The sequence below is a fragment of the Actinomyces sp. genome, from assembly GCF_030524025.1.
In the GTDB taxonomy this organism is placed as follows: Bacteria; Actinomycetota; Actinomycetes; order Actinomycetales; family Actinomycetaceae; genus Actinomyces.
Window position 1 is genome coordinate 1 of the sequence record NZ_JAUNHI010000009.1, and the last position, 23,579, is coordinate 23,579.

The following is a 23,579-nucleotide window of genomic DNA, read 5'->3' on the forward strand; positions in this document are numbered from 1 at the left end:
GGGGGGGGGGCGCCCCCCCCCGGTGGGGGGGGCGGGCCAACAACCACGCCGGGCGGCTTGGACGTGCGCCGGCCTGATCTCGGGCTCAGACTCAGGCTCAGACCCAGCGCGGGCCGGCTTGAGGCACTCGGACGGGCCCGGGCCTCACCTGCGGTCGGTGTCGACGACGTCGACCCGGACCGGCTCGTCCGCCAGGGCTCCGACGACCGTGCGCAGGGCGCGGGCCGTCCGGCCGGAGCGGCCGATGACGCGTCCGAGGTCCTCGGGGTTGACCCTCACCTCGAGCAGGTCGCCGCGGCGCAGCGAACGGGAGGTGACGGTGACGTCGTCGGGGTGGTCGACGATGCCCCGCACAAGGTGCTCGAGCGCATCGGCCAACATGATCAGGCCTCCTCGGCCGGCGCCTCGGCGGGCTCCTCGGAGCCGGCCGTCTCGGAGGCCTCAGCGGCCTCCTTGTCTGCCTTCGCCTTGGCCTCGGCGGCCGCGGCCTTGCGCTTCTCGGCCTCGTCGGCCGCAGCCTTGACGGCGGCCTCCTTGGCGACGGCGTCTGCGTCGGCGTCCTTGACCTTGAGAGTGCCCTCGGCGCCCGGCAGGCCCTTGAACTTCTGGTAGTCGCCCGTGATCTTGAGCAGCTTGAACACGGTGTCGGTGGGCTGGGCGCCCACACCGAGCCAGTACTGGGCGCGCTCGGAGTCGATGCGGATGAGCGAGGGCTCCTGCATCGGGTCGTACAGACCGATCTCCTCGATGACACGGCCGTCGCGCTTCTTGCGGGAGTCCAGGACGACGACCCGGTAGAAGGGGGCGAACTTCTTGCCCATGCGCTTGAGGCGAATCTTGACTGCCACTGTGGTTGAACTCCTGGTTCTGGATGGTTTGGCTCGCGCTGGTCCCCGGTGGGGTCAAGCAACGGTTTCCGGCGTCTGCCGAGACGCGGCCGCGCCCGGGAGAGGGGCCGCGCGCGGTCGAGTACAGCCGAACATTCTGCCAGAGGAGAAGCCGGGCCTGCCAGCACCCCGGATGCCGGAGGGCTCCGGGACCCTGCGAGATCGCCCACAGGCCGGTCCGCCGGGCCTTGACAGCCACCAGGTACCGCATCAATCCCGCTACGGCGAACAAGGCCGTGTCCCTCCTGGTGGACGAGGGCCTGGTGGTCAAGCAACGGGGTATCGGCATGTTCGTGGCCGACGGCGCCCTGGAGCGCCTGCAGGCGGCCCGGCGCGGCGAGTACGCCGCCCAGGTGCTCGGCCCCGCCCTGGACGCCGGCCTCGTCCTCGGTCTGAGTCACGAGGCGCTGCTCGCAGCCGTCCACGCACACCTGGCCGCACCTCCCGCAGCCCGGCCGGAGCCGACCCCAGGCACCAGCCCGCCCCTTGGGCCGACCAACAGCCCGAACAACCGCCCGAACAACAAAGAGCAGTCATGAGCGCCCCCGACCTGACCTTCACCCGCGTCGGCTACGCCTACGGCCCGTTCGGCTCCCGCGCGCCACGCACGAGGTGAGCGCTGAGAGAGGTCACCGTCACCTTTCGTCCCGGCGTCATCACCGGACTCCTCGGCCGCAATGGCGCAGGCAAGTCCACGATGCTCGCCCTGGCCGCCGGGCTGCGCCGCCCGACCGCGGGATCGGTCACCGCATCGGGCTCTCCGGTCTTCGAGGGAGCCGTGGAGGACATCGCCCTACTCGGAAGGCGCTGAGGACCCGTGCGCCCGGCCGTGTCCGGTGCCCGAGGGGGCGCGTGGAGGGCCGAGCCGGTGGGGTGAGGGGGCGACCAGCGGGCAGGCAGCGGGCAGGCTCAGCCCTCGTTGAGGCTGGCCAGGCGTTGGGCCGCCCGCCCGGTGGTCCAGATGTCCCCGTCCAGGGCCGCCGGCAGCAGCTCATTGCCCTCGGCGACGAAGGCGGGCTCGGCCCGCCCCTGGCGCCGCTGCCGGTCGTAGTCGGCCAGCACCGCCAAGACCCAGCGGCTCAGCCACAGCACCGCCACGAGGTTGAGGATCGTCATGAGGGCCAGGGCGATGTCGGCCATGACCCAGGCCAGCTCAAGGGCCACGATCGCGCCCAGCCCGGTGGCCGCCGTCATCGCCAGGCGCAGGACGAGCCCGGCCCGCCTCCCTCCGCCGAGGTAGGAGATGTTGACCTCGGCGAAGGTGGAGTAGCCCAGCACCGAGGAGTAGGCGAAGGTGGTGACGACGAAGGTCATGAACCACACGACCCAGCCTCCCGGCAGGGCGTCGGCCAGGGCCCGCTGGACAAGGGTCGTCTCGGCCCAGGCCGACTCGACCCCCGGGCTGTAGACCTTCGGGGAGGCCAGCAGGATCGTCAGGCCGGTCGCGGTGCAGATGACGAGGGTGTCGATGAACACGCCGAGGGCCTGGATGAGCCCCTGGGAGACGGGGTGGGCGACGTCGGCGGTCGCCGCACCGTTGGGCGAGGAGCCCTGGCCGGCCTCATTGGAGAACAGACCGCGCTTGGTGCCGTTGAGGAAGGTCGCGAACAGCCCGCCGCCGGTGCCCGCCAGGCCCGAGCGCAGGTTGAAGGCCCCGGCGAAGATGTCGGACAACACCCCGGGGATCCGGGAGGCCGAGGAGATGAGGACGATAAGGACGACGAGGAGGTAGGCCGCGGCCATGATCGGCACGAGCCACTCGCACACACGGGCCACGACCCGCATGCCGGCCAGCAGGATCGGCGCGGTGACGACCATGAGCACGACCGCGCTGACCGAGGTGCTCACCGCGTGGGAGTCCGACAGGGTCGCCGCGATGGTGTTGGACTGCACCATGGGGAAGACCAGGCCGTAGGAGAACACGAGCATCGCGGCGAAGACGATCCCCATACCGCGACGACCCAGGCCCCGCTGCATGTAGTAGGCCGGTCCGCCGCGGAAGATGCCGTCGGCGTTGCGGACCTTGAAGACCTGGGCCAGGGTCGACTCGGCGAAGGAGGTGGCCATGCCCAGCAGGCCGACCACCCACATCCAGAACAGGGCTCCCGGGCCGCCCAGGGTGACCGCGAGCGCGACCCCCGCCACGTTGCCGGTCCCCACACGCCCGCCCAGGCCGATGACGAAGGCCTGGAAGGACGACAGGGAGCCCCGCTGGTGCCGGGAGGTGGCCACGAGCCGCACGGCGCGCGGGAAGAGGCGCAGCTGGACACCGCGGCTGCGCACCGTGAGGTAGATGCCGGTGCCCAGCAGGAGGTAGACGAGGATCTTGCCGGAGACGAAGCCTTCGAAGGCGGCGAGGGCCTGCGTGAGCGATGCGGCCATAGGGGTGTTCCGTCCATGTGGGTGCCAAGGGTCGGCGCGGCTGCGCAGGCACCGAGGCTACCGGTCGGGTGACCGGAGGCCACCGGACGTCCGTCCTGCGACCGGGGCATGACACCTGTCATGGCCAGGCGGTGACGGGATCCAGTACCGGGCCGCTCCCCCCGGGCGCAGCCTGGGGCCATGACCACCGCAACACCGGCATCCCCCCGTCCTGCCCCTACCGGCCCCACGAGCCCGGATCCCGCTGTCGAGGTCCGCGGCCTGCACAAGCACTTCGGCACCGTGCGCGCCGTCGACGGCTTCGACCTGACCGTCCCCCGCGGCGAGGTTCTCGCCTTCCTTGGCCCCAACGGGGCTGGGAAGTCGACGACGCTCGACATCGTCCTGGGCTTCACCACACCGACCTCGGGCACCGTCACAGTCCTGGGGTCGAGCCCGGCCCAGGCGGTTGCCGACGACCGTGTGGGCGCCGTCCTCCAGACCGGCGGCCTCATCGAGGCCTACACGGTGCGCCAGACCCTTGAGGTCGTGGCATCCCTCCATGCCCATGAGCCCGACGTCGAGGGCGTCATCGCCCAGACCGACCTCGCCGGGCTCCTGGGGCGGCGGGTCTCTCGGCTGTCGGGCGGCGAGCGCCAGCGGCTGCGCCTGGCCCTGGCGCTCCTGCCCGACCCCGAGCTGCTCATCCTCGATGAGCCCACCACGGGGCTGGATGTGACCGCCCGGGCGGCCTTCTGGGAGACCATGCGCGCCCAGACGGCCACGGCCCGTCGCACGATCATCTTCGCCACCCACTACCTGCAGGAGGCTGCCGACTTCGCCGACCGGATCGTCATCATCAACCGCGGGCGTCTCGTGGCATCCGGCTCCCTCAACGAGCTGCGCGCCAACCAGCGAGCCACCACCGTCACCGCCACCTGGCCCGGCCTGAGCGGGCCTGAGGAGCTGCGCAAGGCGCTGGGCCCCTGCGCCGACAGCCTCGTATCCCTCCAGGTCCACGGCGAGCACATCGACCTGCGCACGACCGCCGCCGACGACCTTGCACGCTGGCTGTTGACCTCCACCCCGGCCATCCACCTGGGCATCGAGGCCCCCGACCTTGACGACATCTTCTCCGATCTCGTCGGCTCGGACACACCGATCGCCTCCTGAGCACCTCAGGAACCCGCCAGGCAAGGTCCCGGCCCGCCCCTCCCCCCACCCGCAACCGTTGAGGAAACCGACATGACGACGACCGCCGCCCCATCGACCCCCTCCCCCGTGACCGGTCCCCGGTCCGCCACAGCACCTCGCCGGCCAACCCGACGCCCGTCCCCGTGGACCTACGTGCGTGTCGAGACCCTGGCCACCTTGCGCCGGGCCGACACCCTGTTCTTCACGATCATCATGCCCCTGGGCATGTACCTCCTGTTCGGCAAGATGTCCGAGTTTGAGACCATGTCGGTAGGCAACGGCAACATCACCGCCTCGATCATGGTCAACATGTCGACCTACTCGGCAGCCATCGCCGCCACCACCGCCGCCGCCTCCGCGGCCGTCGAGCAGGCCGGAGGCTGGGGCCGCCAGATCGCCCTGACCGCCGGGGGCATGCGCACCTATGCCACAGCGCGGCTCATCAGCGCTCTCCTGGTGTCCTTGTTCCCCCTGGTACTCATCTTCGCAGCCGGCGCACTGACCGGCGCGGTCATCGATTCTCCCCAGCGGTGGGCCGCGTGCTTCCTCATCTGCCTCGGCACGACTGTTCCCTTCGCGATCTTCGGCCTGGCGGCCGGGCTGTGGTTCCCTTCCAACACGGCAACGGGGGTGGCGGGCGCCTCGATCAGCGTCTTCGCCTTCCTGGGCAACCTGTTCATGCCACTGAGCGGACTCCTGTTCACGATTGCCCACTACACCCCCCTGTACGGGCCCGGTTCGCTGGCGGTGCGCCCCCTTCAGGGAGACACCGTGGCCACGACGACCGGCCTCGTTGAGGAGCCGGTGTGGTACGGACTGGCTAACCTGGTGGCATGGACACTGGTCTTCACCCTCATGTGCGTGGCGGCACGGCGACGCTCGACGGTGCGGCAGTGACCGTCCGGCGCACCCGGGGCGCGCCTGGTTCCCGGGGTGCCAGCCGGTGGCCGAGCACCCACAGCTTGGTCGGTCCGTCCCTGGAGGTCGGGCCGACCAGGCCGTGGTACCGCAGAGTCGACTGGCAGGCGTCAGTCTGGGTGGTGCTCCTCATCATCCCCATGGTCGTCATAGCACGCTCCGGGCTGTCCTTGCCGGCACGCGTGGGTACATGTGCCGGGATCCTTGCCTTCATGGTCGTGTACGTGCGCACCGTGTCGACCATGCCCGGCTGGACCGACCTGCCGCCCGGGGCCCCGGTGCACAGCCAGCTGGCCCCGGTGGCTCGCCAGCTCGCCGGACTCATTGTCCTGGCCCTGCTCACCATCCCGGCCCTGGGATGGTTGGCCTCGTACTTCCTGCCCTACGTCATGGCGATCGTCTTGTTTGCCACACCCCTGGTCACTGGAGGGCCGATCGTCATCACGGCCTGCGTGGCGGCCTGCCTGGCGGCAGTCGGCCTCCAGGCAGGCGACGACCTGTGGGCGGTACTGGGATGCTCCTTCTCCGGTGTCACCATCATGCTGGGCAGGATCAGCGCCGAGATCGATGAGCGCCGCAACAGCACCGACCGCGAGCTCGCCGCCGCCGCCGAGCGGGAGGAGATCAGCCGGGACGTCCACGACATCCTGGGCCACTCCCTGACGGTTCTCACGCTCAAGGCTGAGGTCGCCCAGCGGCTCGTACGCCTCGACCCGGACCGGGCTGAGGCCGAGCTCACCGAGATCCTCAGCCTGTCCCGCTCGGCGCTGTCCGACGTGCGCGACACCGTGACCAGGTTGCGCACGCCCGACCTGGCCGGACAGGTGGAGGCCTCACGCACCGCCTTCGCCGCAGCCGGTCTGGACGCGGACCTGCGCGGGAGCGTCGCAGGGGTGCCGCTGCCCCAGCGGGAGGTCCTGTCCTGGGCCCTGCGCGAGGCGACGACGAACATCCTGCGGCACGCCGGCGCCTCACGGGTCGAGGTCGAACTGGTGCCCGGCAGGCTGCGCGTGCGCGACGATGGCGTGGGACTGAGTGAGTCGATGGCCGGCAACGGCTTGAGCGGGCTGCGCCAGCGAGTCGAGGCGGTCGGCGGATCCTTGCACATGACGAGCCCACTGCCTGCGCGCCCAGGATCTACCGTGTGGGCGGGTGGGTGGGACCGTCCGGGCACCGAGCTCGAGGTGGAGTTGTGAGTACGGAATCAATGGTGGCCGGTGCGCGGCCCGGGGTCGGGCCCGCCGGTCAGCCCGGTCAGGCCGGGCAGCCCGGTGGCATCCGCTTGCTGCTGGCCGATGACCAGGCGCTCGTGCGCGGCGCCCTGGCCACACTGCTGTCCCTCGAGGCCGACCTGACCGTCGTGGCTCAGGTGGGCACCGGGCAGGAGGCGGTCGAAGCGGTGGAGGGCGGCGGCGTCGACGTCGCCCTGCTCGACATCGAGATGCCCCAGGGCGACGGGCTGTGGGCTGCTGGCCGGATCGCGGCTATGCGGGCAGCGGGGCGCACCGGCTGCCGCAGCCTCATCGTGACGACCTTCGGGCGTCCGGGCTACCTGTCGCGGGCCATCGAGACCGGGGCCAGCGGCTTCCTCGTCAAGGACACTCCCCCCGCCGAGCTCGCCGAGGCGATCCGCAAGGTGCACGCCGGGCTGCGGGTCATCGACCCGGCGCTGGCCCAGGAGTCGGTACTGCTGGGCCCCAACCCGCTGACTTCCCGGGAGTGCGAGGTGCTGCGCCTGGCTGGTCGGGGGATGGATGCCCCGCGGATCGCCGGCGAGCTGCACCTGGGCGAGGGGACCGTGCGCAACTACCTGTCGAGCGCCATCGCCAAGACCCACGCGCGCAACCGCGTCGAGGCCGCCCGTACCGCCGAGACCAACGGCTGGCTCTGACCCGACCACGTTGGCCCTGGCGGCCACAGGCGAGTCAGGCGCGGCGGGCCCGCCGCGCCTGACTCGCGCAATGCGGTGCCAGGTGTGGCGGGCCCAAGGTACGGTGCCACCGGTCTGCCATATGTACCCGGACCCACGGTGGTCCGGCGGCCTCTCAGGACCCGGAGCGGGCGGCCACGCGCCTGCCCGACAGGGTCGAGACGAGCACGGCCAGGACGCTGAGGGACAGTGCGAGCACGCCGACCAGGACCCACCGCTGCGGGTACGTCGCGGTCGCCTCCATCCAGCCCCACGGCGCCAGGTACCACAGCCAGGTGCCCACGAGTGCCTCGTTGCCCGCGATGACCACACCGGTCAGGAACGCACCGACGGCCACGACGATCGCAGTGACGGTACCGGCGACCTGGGTCAGTGCGTGGGCGGTCGCCGCGAGCATGAGGCACACGCACGGCATGACCAGCAGGACGTACACGGCCCCGGACAGCGCCCCCAGCCCCGGGTCGGTGCGCAACAGGGGCTCCCCCCAGACCGCCGCCACCCAGCTCGGCACGAGGGCAGCCAGTAGGAGGGCCATCACCCAGGCCAGGGAGGCGATGGTCAGGGCCGCAGGCCGTGCCCGCAGCACCAGGACGCGCCATGAGGGAGCCTGGGCACCCCACGAGGTCATCCCCGCCACCCACGCCGCCGTCGGCGCCCCGGCCAGGGTGAGCAGGGTCAGTGAATAGGTGACCGGATACACGACATTGACGATGCCGATGAGCGCCGCGAGCGTCAGCGCCAGCCCACCCCAGACCCGCCAAGGCAGGCTCAGGGCCACCGCCAGCGCCACTGACCGCCGCCCTCGGTCCGCCACCGGGACATGCGGTGCCGAAGCGGTCCGGGTGTGGGGCTGGGGAGCCGCGGACGGTGATGGCGCGCCGCTGGACAGCTCGTGCGCGGCGTCGGACCTCCTGGGCGCCAGACGACTGAGGTTCGGCAGCCGCCCCTCAGGCCCGCCCGCACGGTGGCTGGAGCCCGCCAGCGCGGCCAGCGCTCCTAGGGCGCCGAGCCCCGCCGTGAGCAGGACACCGGGCATGACCGGGAAGCTCCACACGACCGATCCGGGCTCCAGGGCGAGGTTGTTGCCGTGCACGCCCAGCAGGGGCAGCACGGGCCGGATCGACCACGTCCATGGCTCCGCCCACCAGCTCGCCGACTCTGCTCGCACGGCACCGGCGACCGACCAGCACAGGGCGGCCGCAGGAACCAGGCCCACCGCCACGCCACCGATCAGCTGCCCGAGCGCCAGCCCCCAGAAGGATGCGGCACTGACCGCCACGGTCATGACCGCCATGAATGCCAGGTAGCGGGCCCACGGGCCAAATCCCTCGCCCCGCACGAGCGCATCGATCACGACCGGCCCCATCAGCAGCACCTGGCTCAGAGCCGCGGACACCGTGAGGACCGCCATCCTCACCAGAACCGTGTCTCGAGGTCGCACGGCCCGCCAGGCCGTGCCGCCGGCGCGCAGGCGCTGCTCGCGCCACGCCGCCATCGCCCCGACCAGGCCGCCCATGGGCAGGGCGAAGGAGGTCGGGTAGGTGCCCATCCACGCCATGACCCCGTCATTCCATCCGGTTGCCGTGCGGGCAGTGTGTGCGACGAGCAGGGCCTGCACAGCGAACAGCGCCACGGCCAGCGGCACTCCCCAGGTGGCGGTACGGCGGGTCCGCAGCATCTCGGCACGCAACAGCCCGCCGACTCCTCCCGGGCCCCCGGGCCGGTCCTGGCGCCGGCGGCGTGCTCCGGTTGTGCGTGCCGCGCTCATGACCGGGCCCCCTGCCCGGTCACGATCTCCAGGAAGGCGGCCTCAAGGTCCTCACTGTCGGCGAGCTCCTCCAGGGGCCCCTCGAAGGCCATGCGCCCACCGACGAGCACCCCGATGTCATCACATGTCCGTGCCATCTCACCGAGGATGTGGCTGGAGACGACAACGGTACGTCCCTGGGCGGCCAGCCCACGCAGCATTCCGCGCAGCTCGATGACTCCCTGAGGGTCCAGGCCGTTGCCGGGCTCATCAAGGATGAGTATCTCCGGGTCCCCCAGCAGGGCCTGTGCCAGTGCCAGGCGCATCCGCATGCCGGTGGAGAAGGCGCGGACACGCTTGCCGCCGACGTCGGACAGGCCGACGTGCTCGAGAAGAGGCTCGATGACCTGCTTCGAGGTGCCGGTGAGGTGGCAGTGGATGCGCAGGTTCGCCTCAGCGCTCAGCTGGGGGTACAGGGCGGGGCCGTTGACGGAGGCTCCGACGTGGGACAGGCTGGCACGGGTCAGCGGGGAGCCGAGGACCTCGACACCTCCGGTGTCGGGTCGCAGCAGCCCCAAGGCGATGTTGAAGGTGGTGGACTTGCCTGCGCCGTTGGGGCCCAAAAGCCCGTACACACGGCCGGGACGGGCCGACAGCGACAGCTCGGACAGGATCTGGCGGCCACCCATGCGGATAGAGATGTTGTTCAGCGCCAGACCCGGTACGACCGAGCTCGGTGCTGGTTGCTGTGAAGTGCTCATGGCGGCATGCTGCCTCCGGAACCGCGCAGGCCGGATCCCCACAAGGGACATGGCGGCGTCTCCTCCTTGCGAAGGAGTCGGCAGGCCGCTTGTGCCTCACTGCTGCGACGAGCACGGTGCGCTGCGCCCCTCGAGCCCCTCGACGTCGCTGGGCCGCACAAGTCCTGTGGAGTACGCACGGATGATGAGCTCGACGCGGTTGCGGCACCCGGTTCGTCCCAGCACCGCCTTGAGGTGGCTCTTGACAGTGGACTCCGCGACGTGCAGGCGGGCGGCAATCTGCGCGTTGGTCTGCCCCTGGCATACAAGGAGCAGGACCGCGTGCTCGCGCTGGGTCAGCCTCTCACCGGTCAGGAGGAAATCCTGGGGCACCAGCCTGCTGGGCGGATCGGCTGGTACCGCGACGCGATCCTTGGGCGGCCCGCCGCGCGCCCCCACAAGGTCGTCTTGCTCCGGCCCGAGCGCCCGCAGCACATGCGGGGTGACGGCCGGGTCGAGCCAGGCACCGCCCCCGCCGACGGTGCGCACCGCGGCGAACAGTGTGTCGGGCTCGGCGTCCTTGAGGAGGAAGCCGCAAGCTCCCGCGCGCAGCGAGGCCAGCACGAGGTCCTCGTCCTCAAAGGTGGTCAGGATGAGCACCCGGGGAACCGGGCTGGTCCCCACGACCGGGTTGCCCGTGTTGCGCCCCTCCAGGTTCGAGGCGCACAGCGCCCGGGTGGCGGCGACACCGTCGAGCACAGGCATCCGGATGTCCATGAGTACGACGTCGGCGCCGCGGCCGCGCAGGGAGGCCTCCCGTAGCCCGTCCAGTGCCTGGGCGCCGTCAGCGGCGGTCAGGACGACCTCCATGTCCGGCCGGGAGCCGATGAGGGCGCTGAAGGCCGACACCAGCAGCGGCTGGTCGTCAACGACGGCGACCCGCAGGGTACGCGAGGTCTCGGTCATGGCCGCCGACCGCCGTCGGGTCCAAGGGTCTGCGCCGGTGCGGCAGTCGCGGCAGTCATGGGAGGCGCTCCGGTACCGCGGACCGGGAAGACCGCCCGCAGGACGAACCTCTCCTCGCCGTCGACCCACTCGGTGCCCGCCTCCAAGATCCCGGAGGCCAGGCGGAGCCGCTCGGTGAGTCCCGCCAGTCCCGCACCGTGGCGCACCGGAATGTGCGTGTCCCCGTCGCCCAGGGTGTTGCTCAACTCCAGGGCACAGCGGTCCGGTGTCGCGGTCACGCTCAGGCGGGCCTGTCCGCCACCATGGCGCACCGCATTGGTCAGGCCCTCCGCCAGGACGCGGCTGAGAGTCAGGCGCTCGACGGCGGTCCAGGTCTCGTTCCAGGCGCGCAGCTCCTCGTCGGCCGGCAGCCGGGCCTCGATCCGCAGGCCCGCCGTGCGCGCCCGGTCCACCATCTGGGACAGGGCGCCCAGGTCGGCGGGCGGGGTCGCCTGGGTACCGGCGCTCGGGTCGCGCAGGAGGCTGACGTAGTCGCGCACGGACTCCAGGGAGGCGCTCGATGCCTCGCGTATCGCCGCAAGGGCTTGTCTCATCTGCTCATGGCCGCCCAGTGTCAGGCCGGTGCTGGCCTGGACCTTGACGACAGTCAGGGTGTGGCCGACCAGGTCGTGCAGCTCTCGGGCGATGGTGACACGTTCCGTGGCTGCCGCCTTGGCCGCCGCCTGCTGCGCGGCCGCCTCGACCGCACGGTCCTGCTCCTCGGCGCGGCGTCGCGCCGAGGAGGCGGCAAGGTGGGCCCAGGTGACCACGAGGGCGCAGGTGGTGGAGAACAGCAACGGGCCTCCGCCGGTGACAAGGTCGGTCTGGGATCGCAGCGCCCTGAGCAGGACGGGGTTGAGCACCGATCCACACAGGGCCAGGAGCAACCCGCCCACACCCCAGCGCTGGTCGGGCGCCCATCGCGTGACGGCATACAAAGAGGTGGGGGCCATCACGAGAATCGGGGAGAGGCCCAGATTGACCGGGGAGAGCCATATCAGCGCGGCCATGCCGGCCAGGGCGGCGTAGGTGAGGAGGAAGGAGACGCGGACCCGCAGGTGCCGCAGCGGCTGGACGATGACGATGACGGCCGTGAGTGCCGTCTCGGCGAGGTAGGCGGGGTATGTCCCCCAGCGAAGAACGACATGAATGTCGACGGCCAGGCAGAGCAGTCCCATCACCGTGAGAACGACATCGCCCAACGGGAGGGCCAGCCTGGGGCCGAGCCGGACGCAACGGCTACGGCCGCGCCAGTCCAGGGCAGTCCGCGGCGTGAGTCGCGTCGTGTCCGGCGGCTCCGGGCTCCAGCGGTCGCGACCGGCTCGGCGGGACCGCTCCTCGGCGTGGTCAAGGCCCATGGCGATCACCTTAGGTCAGGCACCCGGACCTCCCAACCGGGTGCGCCCATGGTCGGCTCCCGTTGATGACCTGCCGCCCCTGATCCCGGTACGTTCCGGTCGCACCGTGCCACGGGTCCGCTCTCAGGGGGTGGGTCAGCCCAGGCCGAGGCGGCGGCGCAGGTCCTCGGGCAGGGCGTCCATCGCCTCGGCGACCTCGTCGACCGCCGGGGCCGGCGCGACGCTCTGCTCGGGCATGATGCCGTAGGAGGCGGCCGAGGAGCCCTGGGAGGAGCCCAGGCCGAAGGAGGCGCCGGGCTCCGGGGCCGGTGCGGAGGGCTCGGCGGCCCGGCGCTGGGCCTCCCGGGCCTGGCGGGCGGCCTTGGCCGGGTTGCCGCTGCGGCCCTTCTTGCCGCCCTTGCGCTGCTTGGCCTTGGGCGCCTGGCGGGCCTTGGCCCGCTTGCCGGTCGAGGGCAGCGAGCCCATGCCCGGCATGCCCCCGCCGTCGAGGCCACCGGCGGCCATGGCCTCCATCATCTTCTTGGCCCCCTCGAAGCGGGTGACGAGCTCGTTGACCGCCTGGACCGAGGTGCCCGAGCCCTTGGCGATGCGCGAGCGGCGCGAGCCGTTGAGGATGGACAGGTCGCGCCGCTCCGCTGGCGTCATCGAGCACACGATGGCCTCGATGCGGTCGACCTCGCGCTCGTCGAAGGCCTCGAGGGCCTCGCGCATCTGGCCCATGCCCGGCAGCATCCCGAGCATCTTCTTCATCGAGCCCATCTTGCGCAGCTGGCGCAGCTGGGACAGGAAGTCCGCGAGGGTGAACTCCCCGGAGGCGAGCTTGGCGGCGGTGTCCTCGGCCTCCTTCTCGTCGAAGGCGCGCTGGGCCTGCTCGATGAGGGTGAGCAGGTCGCCCATGTCGAGGATGCGTGAGGCCATGCGGTCGGCGTGGAAGCGCTCGAAGTCGGTCAGGCCCTCACCGGTGGAGGAGAACAGGACCGGGGCCCCGGTCACCCCCCGCACCGACAGGGCCGCACCGCCGCGGGCGTCGCCGTCGAGCTTGGACAGGACGACGCCGGTGAAGCCCACCCCGTCGCGGAAGGCCACCGAGGTGTTGACGGCGTCCTGACCGACCATGGCATCCAGGACGAAGAGGATCTCGTGGGGGGCGACCGCGTCGCGGATGCGGATGGCCTGGTCCATCATCTCGGCGTCGACACCGAGGCGGCCCGCGGTGTCGACCACGACGACGTCGTAGCCGTGGCTGCGCCCCTGCTCGACGCCGGAGCGGGCCACGGCCACGGGGTCGCCCACCCCGTTGCCCGGCTCGGGCGCCCACACGTGCACCCCGGCGCGCTCGGCCATGACGCTCAGCTGGGTGACTGCGTTGGGCCGCTGGAGGTCGGAGGCCACGAGGAGGACCCGCTTGCCCTGGTCGCGCAGCCAGCGGCCGAGCTTGCCCGCCAGCGTCGTCTTGCCCGCGCCCTGGAGGCCGGCGAGCATGATGACCGTCGGGCCGCGGTCGGCCCAGTTGATCTCGCGCGACTGCCCGCCCAGGACCTCGATGAGCTCGTCGTTGACGATCTTGATGACCTGCTGGGCGGGGTTGAGGGCCTGGGAACGTGCGGCGTCCTTGGCCTTGTCACGCACGGCGGCGGTGAAGGAGCGCACGACCGGCAGGGCGACGTCGGCCTCGAGCAGCGCACGGCGGATCTCGGAGACGGTGGTGTCGATGTCGGCCTCGGTCAGGCGGCCCTTGCCGCGCAGCGAGCTGAAGGAGGCGGTGAGCCGGTCGGAGAGGTTGCCGAACACGCGTGGTCCTTCCTGGGCGCCCAGTGGCGCCTGGTGGTCGACGGCGGCCCGAGCCGCCGTGGGCAGTGCTGCCGCTCAGGATACCGGTGCCGGGCTGCGCGCCCAGGCCCGCGGGGCGTGCCGGCCCTCACGCGCCCGCCGGGGCACCCGCCGACCGCGCCTCGCAGGCCCGCTCCCCCGCCGGAGCCCCCGGCGGCCTGCGGCCCCGGGTCCTACTGGCGGACGTTCGGCGTGCCGAGGACCAGACCATGAGCGAGCCCGGCGGTGGCGCGCGCCAGGACCTCGGCACGCACACCGGTCCAGGCCCGCGGCCCGGCGGCGCGGGCGTCGGCCTGAGTGAGCAGCCAGAGCGCCGCCAGGCGCCGACGCGCCGGCTCGCCGGCCCCCAGCGCCTGGGTGGCCGCTGCCAGCGCCTCGGGGGCGCCGGGGCGGTGCCCGGCGAGCTCGGGCAGGAGGAGGTGGTGGCGCACGAGGAGCTCGACCTCCTCGGCCTCGGCCGGAGCCGGGCCGAGAACGGCAAGGACCTCCCGGGCGCGCTGCGCCCCGACCCGGGCATGGTCCTCACCCATGACACCGGGCACCTTGCCCAGGTCGTGCACGAGGGCGGCGAGCAGGAGGGCGCGGCGCTCCGGCGGCCCCGGAACGGGCAGGCCCAGCGAGCCCAGCCCGGCCGCGGCCTCCTGGGAGCCGAGGAGCTCGGCCGCCAGGGCGGCGGTGCGCACCATGTGCCGGTCAACCGTGTAGGTGTGGAGCGGGTTGTGCTGGGGGCGGTTGCGCACCTCCCGCCATCCGGGCCACCAGCGCTCGGGCAGTCCGGCCAGGTCGAGGTCCTCCCACAGGCGCACCAGCTCCTCGCCGGTGCCCAGCAGCTCGACGAGCAGGTCCAGGGCGCTGGCCCGGTCGGCTGCACCCGCGTCAGGGCCGGCGCGGCCGGGGGCACGGGCGAGTCGGGAGGGCACGGCCGACCAGGGCCCCTGGGGGGCGGGGCAGCGCGCCAGGCTCACCCGGGTGACAGCCGCCACAGGCAGGTGCCGGTCGGCCGCCACGAGCGCGACGCGCAGCGGCAGGGTGGGGTCGGCACCGGGGTCGGCGTCGTCGGACAGGACGACCTCGCCGTCAAGCAGGGCGACACCGGCGTCGGGCCGTGGCAGCACCGGGGCACCGCGGCGGCCGAAAACGCACGAGGGTCAGGGGCCGCCGCGCGGGGCGGGCGGCGCGCAGCGCGCTGCGCATTGTCCCCTCCAGGGCGGAGGCGATCTCGCGTCCGGCCACGTAGAGCCCGCGCAGGAGGGCGTCCCGCGGCTCCTCGGGCCCGCCCCCACCGTCGTCGACCACCCCCAGGGGGACGGCCACCTCGTCCTGGGCCGCGGCGAGGAGGCGGTTGGTCGGCCTGCCGGTGGCCAGTGCCAGGGCGTCGCGCACGTCGAGCACGGAGTCGACGGCGCGGTCGAAGCCCCCGTGGGGCCGGTCGGCCAGGCCGGAGGCCGCCAGGGCGCGCACGATGACGGCGTCGCGCAGGCCGCCGTGGGCCTCCTTGAGGTCGGGCTCGAGGAGGGTGGCCAGGTCCCCGGCCCGCAGGGCGCGGTCGGCGGCGTCCTGGGCGAGCTCGGGCAGGCGCTTGCGGGTGGCCCGCCGCCAGTCGGCCAGCAGGACGCTGGCGCACCGCCCGGTCAGGGAGGCGTCCCCGGCGATGTGGCGCAGGTCGAGCACGCCGACGGCGGCCGGCAGGTCGCTCCCGGCGACGCCGCGGACCTCCTCGATGGTGCGCACCGAGTGGTCCAGGACCACGCCCGCGTCCCACAGGGGGTACCACAGGTTCTCGGCCAGGGCTGCCACCGTCGCCGGGTCGAGGCGGCGGGCGGGGGTGTCGGCCCGGTCGTGGAGCAGGACGAGGTCGAGGTCGGAGGCGGGCCCGGCCTCACGGCGCGCCAGGGAGCCGACGGCGGCCAGCGCCAGCCCGGGAACGACGGCGGGGCCGGGGGCGCCGTCGTCGAGCAGACCGACCTCGGACAGCGCCCTGGCCCACAGCCCGCGCAGGGAGGCCTCCAGGTCGGCGCTCAGCGCCTGCCGCCACCCCCGGCCGGACTGGGGCGTCCAGGGCCGGGGGCGGGGGTGGCGGTCGGCGGCACCCCGGGGCGAGAGCGGGGACGGCGCGTGGGCGCTCATAGGGCGGCGTCGCCCCGTTCACCGGTGCGCACGCGGACGACCTCCTCGACAGCGGTCACCCAGATCTTCCCGTCGCCGATGCGCCCGGTGCGCGCAGCCCGGGCGACCGCGGCCACCGCCTCCTCGATGTCGGCGTCAGTGGTCAGCACCTCGACGCGCAGCTTGGGGACGTAGTCGACCCGGTACTCCGCGCCCCGGTAGACCTCGGTGTGCCCCTTTTGGCGGCCGGCGCCCTGGGCCTCCGAGACGGTCACGCCGTGCAGGCCGGCGGCGTCCAGGGCGGTGGTCACCTCATCGAGCTGGTAGGGCTGGATAATGGCGGTCAGCAGCTTCATGGCTCAGGCCTCCTTGGTCGTGGATGCGAGGGCCGGGGCGTGGTCCCGGCGAGGCAGGACGGTGGCCAGTCGGCCGCTGGTGAGGGACTCGTAGGCGGACTCGGAGTGCTCGGCCTTGTCGGCGCCCATGTGCTCGGCCTCGGCCGACAGCCGCCAGCCCAGGAGCGCACGGACCACCGCCCAGCACACGGCGGTCATGGCCAGGCTGAAGGCGATGGCGACCAGCGCCACGAGCACCTGGACGACGAGCTGGGCGGGGCCGTGGCCGTAGAGCAGTCCGGTGTCCCGCGACAGCAGGCCGACCAGGACGGTGCCGGCCAGCCCGCCCACGAGGTGGACGCCGACGACATCGAGGGAGTCGTCGTAGCCGAAGCGGTACTTCAGCCCCACGGCCATGGCGCACAGGGCGCCGCAGACCGCGCCGAGCAGGAGGGAGCCCACGGGGGTCAGGCTGCCGGCCGCCGGGGTGATGCCGACCAGTCCCGCCACGATGCCCGAGGCCGCCCCCAGGCTCGTGGCGTGGCCGTCACGCACCCGCTCGACCGCGAGCCAGCCGAGCACCGCGGCGCAGGTGGCCGCCGTCGTGTTGACCCAGGCCAGCCCGGCGTTGCCGTCGGCGGTGAAGGCCGAGCCGGCGTTGAAGCCGAACCAGCCGAACCACAGCAGACCGGCGCCGATCATGGTCAGGGGCAGGTTGTGGGGGCGCATGGGCTCGGTGCCGAAGCCGGCGCGCCGGCCGATGGCCACCGCCAGAAAGAACCCTGCGACGCCCGCGTTGATGTGGACCACGGTGCCGCCGGCGAAGTCGATGGGCTCGGCGATCGACCCGAACCACCCGTCGGCCGACAGCGCCCCGCCGCCCCACACCATGTGGGCCATGGGGAAGTAGGACAGCGTCGCCCACAGCGGCACGAAGGCCATCCACGCCCCGAAGCGGGTGCGGTCGGCGATGGCCCCGGAGATGAGGGCGACGGTGATGATGGCGAAGGTCATCTGGAAGGCGATCCCCACAATGGTGGGCACGCCGTAGTCGTCGAGGGTGAAGCCTCCGGCGGAGTCCTGGAAGGCCCCGTGGAGGCCGAACTGGCTCAAGGGGTTGCCCAGGATGCCGGCGATGTCGGTGCCTCCGTAGGACATCGACCACCCCCACAGGACGTAGACGACGCCGACGGCGGCTGTCGAGCCGAAGGACATCATCATCATGTTGAGCACGGACTTCGAGCGGCTCATCCCGCCGTAGAACAGGGCGAGCGCGGGGATTGTCATGAGGAGCACCAGCGATGCGCTGATGAGCATCCAGGCGGTTGCGCCGGTGTCGAGGGCCATGGGGTCTCCCTTCATTGTGGTGACTGGGACGCGGACGGCGCTCAGTCAACGACCCACGTGTTGGCCCCCGACGACAGGCGTGTCACGCGCAGGTGACGCCTCCGGTCCTGACGTGTCAGCCGTGTTTCCCATGGGTCGAGCCATGCCCCGGCCCACGACCTGGTGGGGCGGACTCAGGTGAGCAGGGCGTCGACGAATGCCTCGGGGTCGAAGGGGGCCAGGTCGTCGGCCCCTTCGCCCAGGCCGACGAGCTTGACGGGCACGCCCAGTTCCTTCTGGACGGTCACGACGATCCCGCCCTTGGCCGTGCCGTCCATCTTGGTCAGCACGACACCGGTGATGCCCACGGCCTGGGAGAAGACCTGGGCCTGACGCATGCCGTTCTGGCCGGTGGTGGCATCCAGGACGAGGAGGACCTCCCCGACCGGGGCGATCTTCTCCATGACCCGCTTGATCTTGCCCAGCTCGTCCATGAGGCCGGCCTTGTTCTGCAGGCGACCGGCGGTGTCGACCAGGACGACGTCCTGTCCCCCGGCGGCGGCCGCCTTGGCGGCGTCGTAGGCCACGGAGGCGGGGTCGGCCCCCTCCTTGTCCGAGCGCACGACCTCCACGCCCACGCGCTCGCCCCAGGTGGTCAGCTGCTCGGCGGCGGCAGCTCGGAAGGTGTCGGCCGCGCCCATGACGACGGTGCGGTCCTGGGCGACCAGGACCCGGGCGAGCTTGCCGCAGGTGGTCGTCTTGCCGGTGCCGTTGACGCCGACCATGAGTACGGCGGCGGCAGGGGCTCCGTCGGCCTGGGCGTCCCAGCCGGAGGAGGGCTCTGGCCGCTCCAGGACGAGGGAGCGGTCCATCGAGGGGTCGACCAGGGTCAGCAGCTCGGAGCGCAGGACGGCGCGCACGGCGGCGGGGTCGGAGGTGTCGAGGACCTTGGCCTGCGTGCGCAGCTCGTCCATGAGACCGGTGGTGATTTCCAGCCCCAGGTCCGAGGTGAGCAGGGTGTCCTCGATCTCCTCCCAGTCGGCCTCGGAGAGGTCGCCGCGAGAGAGGACCGACAGAACGGCCTTGCCGAAGCCGCCCGAGCCCGCCAGGCGGGCGCGCAGGCGCTGCATGCGCCCGGGGATGGACTCGGGCCGTTCCAGGGTGGCGACGGCGGTGGGCTCGGCAGCCGCGTCCAGCGGAGCCTCCTGCGGCTCCTCGGCCGGGGGCACCACGTCCTGGGGCTCTGTCGGCTCGTGGGCGGTGAGGTCGGAGGGCAGCTCGCCTCCCCGGCGCCGGCCGGCGAGGAACCAGATCCCGCCGATGACGGCCAGGACGACGAGGACGGCAAGGACAATGAGGAAGGGCTCCATGACGCCATCATGCCCGATCCACCCGGCACAGTCCCCCGGGTCGGCGGGCAGGGGCTGCCCACACGGCAGCCATGGCGGTGGCGCACTGGGGGCGCCAGGTGCACGCGGCGCGGGGCCGGCCGGGCCCCGGCGCCGGTCAGGAGTAGGCGGCGCCCGGCGCGCTCGGTGCCGGCTCGCCACCTGCGGGCCTGTTCGCCGGCGCCACCGGGCCGGCGACGGCCTGCGCCTTGGCCGCGCGGCTGCGGCGCACGGCTGCGGCCGTCGTCCCGGCGGTGTCGACGGCCTTGTCCATGGCCTTCTCCACGACATCGACCAGGCCGGAGAAGGAGTCGGTGCCGGTGTACACCTCAGACCCGTCCCGGGTCATCAGCTCCTCAAGGCTCGCGTCCTGGGACACGACCTCGACGGGCTGGTCGGCCGCACTGTCGCGGGCGGCCTCCGACAAGCCGCGCAGGCCCGAGCGCCACGTGGACACCGGATAGCGCCTTGCGACAAGCACAGCCAGCAGGGCGAGGGCAAGGAGGACCACAACGGCAAGAGGCAGAAGCATGGCACCCATGGCATGAGATTGTGCCCCTCATGTGGCTTGTAAACGAGGCCTCGGAACGTCGTGTTGCACATATGTGAGCATATTTTTGCAAAAACGTCACGTACCGTTCACCTTCGCTCAATCGGTCCGGGGCCCGGAGCCGCCGAATCACGGGGCCCCGGGGTCACCGTCGTGAGTACCGGGGTCCGGCGGTGACCCGGAGTGGACTGAGTCACGTCCGCGGGCCAGGCGCTGGCTCACCGCCTGGGTGACGCCGTCGCGCATGGTGATCCCGTAGAGGGCGTCGGCCACCTCCATCGTGCGCTTCTGGTGGGTGATGATGATGATCTGGCTCGAGCCGCGCAGCTCGGTGAAGATCTCCAGGAGACGTCCCAGGTTCGTGTCGTCCAGGGCCGCCTCGACCTCGTCCATGACGTAGAAGGGAGAGGGCCGGGCCTTGAAGATCGCCACGAGCAGGGCGACGGCGGCCAGGGACCGCTCGCCCCCTGACAGCAGGGACAGGCGCTTGACCCTCTTGCCCGCGGGCCGGGCCTCGATCTCGATGCCCGTGGTGAGCATCGAGGACGGGTCGGTCAGCACGAGCCTGCCCTCCCCGCCGGGGAAGAGCCGGTCGAAGACCTGTTCGAACTGTGCGGCGGTGTCGGCGAAGGCGCTGGTGAACACCTCCTGGACCCGCTGGTCGATCTCAGCGACGATCCGCATGAGGTCGGCCCGGGAGGCCTTGAGGTCGTTGAGCTGCTCGGCCAGGAACTGGTGACGCTGCTCGAGGGCGGCGTGCTCCTCGAGGGCTAGGGGGTTGACCTTGCCCAGGCGGGCCAGATCGCGGGTGGCCCGCGCCAGGCGCTTGTCCTGCTCGGCGCGCACGAAGGGGCGCCCCGCGCCTGCCCGCCCCGGAGCGGGCGCCTCCCCGGGGGCGTCGGGGTCGCCGTCGTCCTCGGCGTCGTCCTCCTCCACAGCGCCCACCTCCGGCACCGGCATATGCGGCCCGAACTCCTCGACGAGGGGCTCGATCTCCAGGCCGAGCTCGCTCATCGCGCGGTCGGCCAGGGCCGCCAGGCGCATGCGCTGCTCGGCGCGGGCGATCTCCTCGCGGTGGGCGGCGTCGGTCAGCTGGGCCAGGTCGGCCACGACCTCGTCGAGGGCGTCCCTGGACCGCTGGGTCTCGGTCATCGCCTCGGCCCGCTCGGCCTCGATCCGGGCCCGCTCGGCCTGGGCCTGGTCGACCCACGACCTGGCGGTCTGTGCCGCCTGCCGGGCCTGGTCGCGCACGTGGACGGCCGCCTCGAGCTGGGCCTGGCGGCGGCGCTGGGCCCGCTCGGCCTCGGCCCGCTGCTCGCGCTCACGGCGCGCGGCGGCGTACAGGGAGCTCGACCGCCCCCTGGCCGAGCGCTCCCGCTCCTCGGCGGTGCGCAGGGTCAGGCGCGCCTCGGTCTCGGCGGCACGCTCCTGGCGGGCGGCCTCGACAGCGGCCTCCCGCTCGCCTCTGGCGGTCTCCAGCCCCTCCTCCAGACCGGGCCCGCCCTCCTCGGCCTGCTCGACCTCGGCAAGGGCGGTCGAGGCGGCGGCCAGCTCGGCGGTGCGCTGGGACAGCTCGGAGGCGGCCCGCTCCAGGACATGGCGGGCCCGGCCCAGCTCCTCCTGGGCCGCGTGGGCCGCCGAGGTCAGGCGCGCCCTGGCCTCGGCGACCTTGGCGGCCTCGGCGTCGGCGGCGCGCAGAGCCGCCAGTGCCTGCGACAAGGCCTGGCGGGCCTCGTCCTCCTCCGCGCGCGCCCGCTCCAGGGCCTGGTCGGCGGCCGTCTCGGCGCGAGCGGCGGCCTCGGCCTGGACGGCGGCCTCCTCATGGGCGGCCGCCAGTTCGAGCACCGAGGAGCCTGTCCGACCTGCCCCCGCGGCCCAGGCGGGGGCCAGGACATCGCCCTGCCGGGTGGCGACCACGGCACTGGGGTACTCCTGGCGGACCGCCCGGGCCGTCTCCAGGTCGGGAACGACCCAGGAGCCGGCGAGCAAGGAGGCCAGCACCGCACCAAGTCCCGGGTCCTCGGCCGAGACGAGGCAGGCGGCGGCCTGTGCGGCGGCGGGAGGCTCCTCGGGCTCCGCCCCTGCCCCGGGCAGGTGCCGTGCATCGGCGACCACCATGCGCAGGGCGCCCGCGTCTTGAGCGCGCACGTGCTCGAGGGCTGCCGCCGCCGCGGCGGCGTCCTCGACGACCACCGCGGCGGCCAGCTCGCCCAGGAGCGCGGCCACGGCGTTCTCCCAGCCCCGTTCGATGGTGACCGACTCGGCCACGGGGCGACGCACCCCGGGCAGGCCCGCGCCGAGCAGCTCGGCGGTGGCATCCTGGGCGGCCAGGGACAGGGCGAGGGTGTCCCGGCGGGCCGCCCAGGTGGCGCGGTCGGAGGCGGCCTCGCGCCGGGCATCGGTGGCGGCCGAGACCTCCTGGCGGGCGCGGGCCAGTGCGACCGTGGCCGCCTCGTGCGCGGCCGCGGCAAGCTCCGGCCCGCCGGAGCGGTCGGGGCTGTCGTGACTGCTGGGATGCTCGGTGCGTTCGGGGTCCTCAGCGGGCGGGCCGTCCTCCTCCAGGGCGCTGCGGGCCCGGTCGGCGCGCTCCTGGGCCGCGGCGAGGTTGGCGCGCGCCTGGTCGATGGCCGCCTGTGCCGCCTCGTGGCGCGATCGGGCCGAGGCCAGGCGCCCACCGACGCGGGCGAGGGTCTCGCGGTGCTCGGCCTGGCGCCGAAGCAGGGCGGCGACGGCGGCCTCGGCGGCCGCCTCGGTCTCCTCGGCCCGGGCGCGGCGGCGCCCGGCGTCCCCCAGGGCGCTGCGGGCCTGCTCAATGGCCTCGGCCAGCTCGGCCTCCTGGGCCGCGGCGGCCGCGGCGCGCCGCTCCAGCTCCTCAGGGTCAGTGCCCTGGCTCGCAGCCGGGGCTGAGGTCAGGCCCCGGACCCGCTCGGCGGCGACCTCGGCCAGCGCCGCCAGTGACTGTGCCGCCGCGGTCAGCTCCTCCCAGGTGCCAGTGGCGGTGGCCAGGCGCTGGGCGCTGGTCGTCTGCGCGGTGGCGAGCTCGGCCAGGCGCGCCCGGGCGAGGCGCTCGGCCTCCTCGAGCTCGGCGCGCCGCCTGGCCAGGGCGGCCTTGTCCTCGTCGCCGGCCTCGAGCAGCGACAGGGTCTGGACGACGTCGTCGGCCAGGATACGGGCGGTGGCGTCGCGCACCTCGATCTGGATGGTGCGGGCGCGCCGCGCCACGGCCGCCTGGCGGGCCAGGGGTCCGAGCTGGCGGCGCAGCTCGGTGGTCAGATCGGTCAGGCGGGCCAGGTCGGCGGCCATGGAGTCGAGCTTGCGCAGGGCCCGCTCCTTGCGGCGCCGGTGCTTGAGGACCCCGGCGGCCTCTTCGATGAAGCCCCGACGCTCCTCGGGGGTGGCGGTCAGGACCTCGTCGAGACGGCCCTGCCCCACGACGACGTGCATCTGGCGGCCCAGCCCGGTGTCGCTGAGGAGCTCCTGGACGTCGAGCAGCCGGCAGGGCGAGCCGTTGATCCGGTACTCGGAGCCGCCGCCGCGGAACAGGGTGCGGCTGATCGTCACCTCCGTGTAGTCGATGGGCAGGGCGCCGTCGGCGTTGTCGATGGTCAGCGAGACCTCCGCCCTTCCCAGGGCGGGGCGGGATCCGGCCCCGGCGAAGATGACGTCGGCCATCGAGCCGCCGCGCAGGTTCTTGGCTCCCTGCTCCCCCATGACCCAGGTCAGGGCATCGACCACGTTGGACTTCCCCGAGCCGTTGGGGCCCACCACCGCGGTGATCCCCGGCTCGAGGCGGAGGGTCGTCGACGAGGCGAAGGACTTGAATCCCTTGATCGTCAACGTCTTGAGGTGCACGCCTGCACGATACCGGTGCACGCCGGGACACCCGGGGAGGTCCCGTTCCGGG

The 23,579-nt window shown here is 73.0% G+C and carries 20 protein-coding genes and 1 pseudogene; 6 read left to right on the forward strand and 15 right to left on the reverse strand.

Annotation, left to right across the window (positions count from 1 at the left end; translation table 11 throughout):
• Positions 1 to 144 precede the first annotated feature (144 nt).
• Both Q4C85_RS05120 and rpsP read right to left on the reverse strand, forming a co-directional pair.
• A complete protein-coding gene (locus Q4C85_RS05120; RefSeq protein ID WP_126381956.1) occupies positions 145 to 381 on the reverse strand; it encodes an RNA-binding protein in 237 nt (78 codons plus the stop codon).
• A 2-nt stretch (positions 382 to 383) separates the two neighbouring features.
• The gene (gene rpsP, locus Q4C85_RS05125; protein WP_303140325.1) at positions 384 to 848 is read right to left on the reverse strand and encodes a 30S ribosomal protein S16; all 465 of its coding nucleotides are present in this window, start codon (positions 846 to 848) and stop codon (positions 384 to 386) included.
• A 233-nt stretch (positions 849 to 1,081) separates the two neighbouring features.
• On the opposite strand from rpsP, the pseudogene Q4C85_RS05130 reads away from it, so the two are divergent.
• Positions 1,082 to 1,285: pseudogene (locus Q4C85_RS05130) on the forward strand (GntR family transcriptional regulator); the annotation flags it as partial.
• Between the two features lie 221 nt (positions 1,286 to 1,506).
• Positions 1,507 to 1,698 (forward strand): ATP-binding cassette domain-containing protein, encoded by a 192-nt coding sequence (locus Q4C85_RS05135; RefSeq protein WP_303140433.1) that lies wholly within the window; start codon positions 1,507 to 1,509, stop codon positions 1,696 to 1,698.
• Positions 1,699 to 1,796: 98 nt separating this feature from the next.
• Here the strand turns inward: Q4C85_RS05135 and Q4C85_RS05140 are convergent, their stop codons facing one another.
• Positions 1,797 to 3,269, reverse strand: a complete 1,473-nt coding sequence (locus Q4C85_RS05140; protein WP_303140327.1) for an alanine/glycine:cation symporter family protein — start codon at positions 3,267 to 3,269, stop codon at positions 1,797 to 1,799.
• A gap of 180 nt (positions 3,270 to 3,449) precedes the next feature.
• Between Q4C85_RS05140 and Q4C85_RS05145 the strand changes: the two genes are divergently transcribed.
• The 4 genes from Q4C85_RS05145 to Q4C85_RS05160 all read left to right on the forward strand — a co-directional run bounded on the left by Q4C85_RS05145 (position 3,450) and on the right by Q4C85_RS05160 (position 7,251).
• Positions 3,450 to 4,421 carry an ABC transporter ATP-binding protein gene (locus tag Q4C85_RS05145; RefSeq protein WP_303140331.1) on the forward strand — a complete coding sequence of 324 codons (972 nt, stop codon included), beginning with the start codon at positions 3,450 to 3,452 and terminating at the stop codon, positions 4,419 to 4,421.
• A 72-nt stretch (positions 4,422 to 4,493) separates the two neighbouring features.
• Positions 4,494 to 5,339, forward strand: coding sequence for an ABC transporter (locus Q4C85_RS05150; protein WP_303140334.1), 846 nt, complete (start codon positions 4,494 to 4,496; stop codon positions 5,337 to 5,339).
• 161 nt (positions 5,340 to 5,500) lie between these two features.
• Entirely contained in the window at positions 5,501 to 6,556 is a 1,056-nt protein-coding gene (locus Q4C85_RS05155) for a sensor histidine kinase (protein WP_303140336.1), read from the forward strand.
• Positions 6,553 to 7,251: a response regulator transcription factor gene (locus Q4C85_RS05160; protein WP_303140337.1), complete on the forward strand. Its 699-nt coding sequence runs from the start codon at positions 6,553 to 6,555 to the stop codon at positions 7,249 to 7,251. The genes Q4C85_RS05155 and Q4C85_RS05160 overlap by 4 nt, the downstream gene beginning before the upstream one ends.
• A gap of 154 nt (positions 7,252 to 7,405) precedes the next feature.
• On the opposite strand, the gene Q4C85_RS05165 is transcribed toward Q4C85_RS05160, so the two are convergent.
• The 12 genes from Q4C85_RS05165 to smc all read right to left on the reverse strand — a co-directional run bounded on the left by Q4C85_RS05165 (position 7,406) and on the right by smc (position 23,527).
• Positions 7,406 to 9,058, reverse strand: coding sequence for a hypothetical protein (locus Q4C85_RS05165; protein ID WP_303140338.1), 1,653 nt, complete (start codon positions 9,056 to 9,058; stop codon positions 7,406 to 7,408).
• Entirely contained in the window at positions 9,055 to 9,798 is a 744-nt protein-coding gene (locus Q4C85_RS05170) for an ABC transporter ATP-binding protein (protein WP_303140339.1), read from the reverse strand. Before Q4C85_RS05170 ends, Q4C85_RS05165 begins: the two co-directional genes overlap by 4 nt.
• A gap of 96 nt (positions 9,799 to 9,894) precedes the next feature.
• Positions 9,895 to 10,743, reverse strand: a complete 849-nt coding sequence (locus Q4C85_RS05175; RefSeq protein WP_303140340.1) for a response regulator transcription factor — start codon at positions 10,741 to 10,743, stop codon at positions 9,895 to 9,897.
• Positions 10,740 to 11,960, reverse strand: coding sequence for a sensor histidine kinase (locus tag Q4C85_RS05180; RefSeq protein WP_303140434.1), 1,221 nt, complete (start codon positions 11,958 to 11,960; stop codon positions 10,740 to 10,742). Before Q4C85_RS05180 ends, Q4C85_RS05175 begins: the two co-directional genes overlap by 4 nt.
• A 315-nt stretch (positions 11,961 to 12,275) precedes the next feature.
• Positions 12,276 to 13,931: a signal recognition particle protein gene (gene ffh, locus Q4C85_RS05185; RefSeq protein ID WP_303140341.1), complete on the reverse strand. Its 1,656-nt coding sequence runs from the start codon at positions 13,929 to 13,931 to the stop codon at positions 12,276 to 12,278.
• Positions 13,932 to 14,143: 212 nt separating this feature from the next.
• Positions 14,144 to 15,085: an HD domain-containing protein gene (locus Q4C85_RS05190; RefSeq protein ID WP_303140342.1), complete on the reverse strand. Its 942-nt coding sequence runs from the start codon at positions 15,083 to 15,085 to the stop codon at positions 14,144 to 14,146.
• Positions 15,048 to 16,097, reverse strand: a complete 1,050-nt coding sequence (locus Q4C85_RS05195; protein ID WP_303140343.1) for a hypothetical protein — start codon at positions 16,095 to 16,097, stop codon at positions 15,048 to 15,050. Before Q4C85_RS05195 ends, Q4C85_RS05190 begins: the two co-directional genes overlap by 38 nt.
• Positions 16,094 to 16,432 carry a P-II family nitrogen regulator gene (locus Q4C85_RS05200; protein WP_303140344.1) on the reverse strand — a complete coding sequence of 113 codons (339 nt, stop codon included), beginning with the start codon at positions 16,430 to 16,432 and terminating at the stop codon, positions 16,094 to 16,096. The genes Q4C85_RS05195 and Q4C85_RS05200 overlap by 4 nt, the downstream gene beginning before the upstream one ends.
• 3 nt (positions 16,433 to 16,435) lie before the next feature.
• Positions 16,436 to 17,758 carry an ammonium transporter gene (locus Q4C85_RS05205; RefSeq protein WP_303140345.1) on the reverse strand — a complete coding sequence of 441 codons (1,323 nt, stop codon included), beginning with the start codon at positions 17,756 to 17,758 and terminating at the stop codon, positions 16,436 to 16,438.
• A 173-nt stretch (positions 17,759 to 17,931) separates the two neighbouring features.
• Positions 17,932 to 19,107, reverse strand: a complete 1,176-nt coding sequence (gene ftsY, locus Q4C85_RS05210) for a signal recognition particle-docking protein FtsY (protein ID WP_303140346.1) — start codon at positions 19,105 to 19,107, stop codon at positions 17,932 to 17,934.
• 136 nt (positions 19,108 to 19,243) lie between these two features.
• Positions 19,244 to 19,657, reverse strand: coding sequence for a hypothetical protein (locus tag Q4C85_RS05215; RefSeq protein ID WP_303140347.1), 414 nt, complete (start codon positions 19,655 to 19,657; stop codon positions 19,244 to 19,246).
• Positions 19,658 to 19,804: 147 nt separating this feature from the next.
• A complete protein-coding gene (smc, locus tag Q4C85_RS05220) occupies positions 19,805 to 23,527 on the reverse strand; it encodes a chromosome segregation protein SMC (RefSeq protein ID WP_303140348.1) in 3,723 nt (1,240 codons plus the stop codon).
• Positions 23,528 to 23,579: the final 52 nt, after the last annotated feature.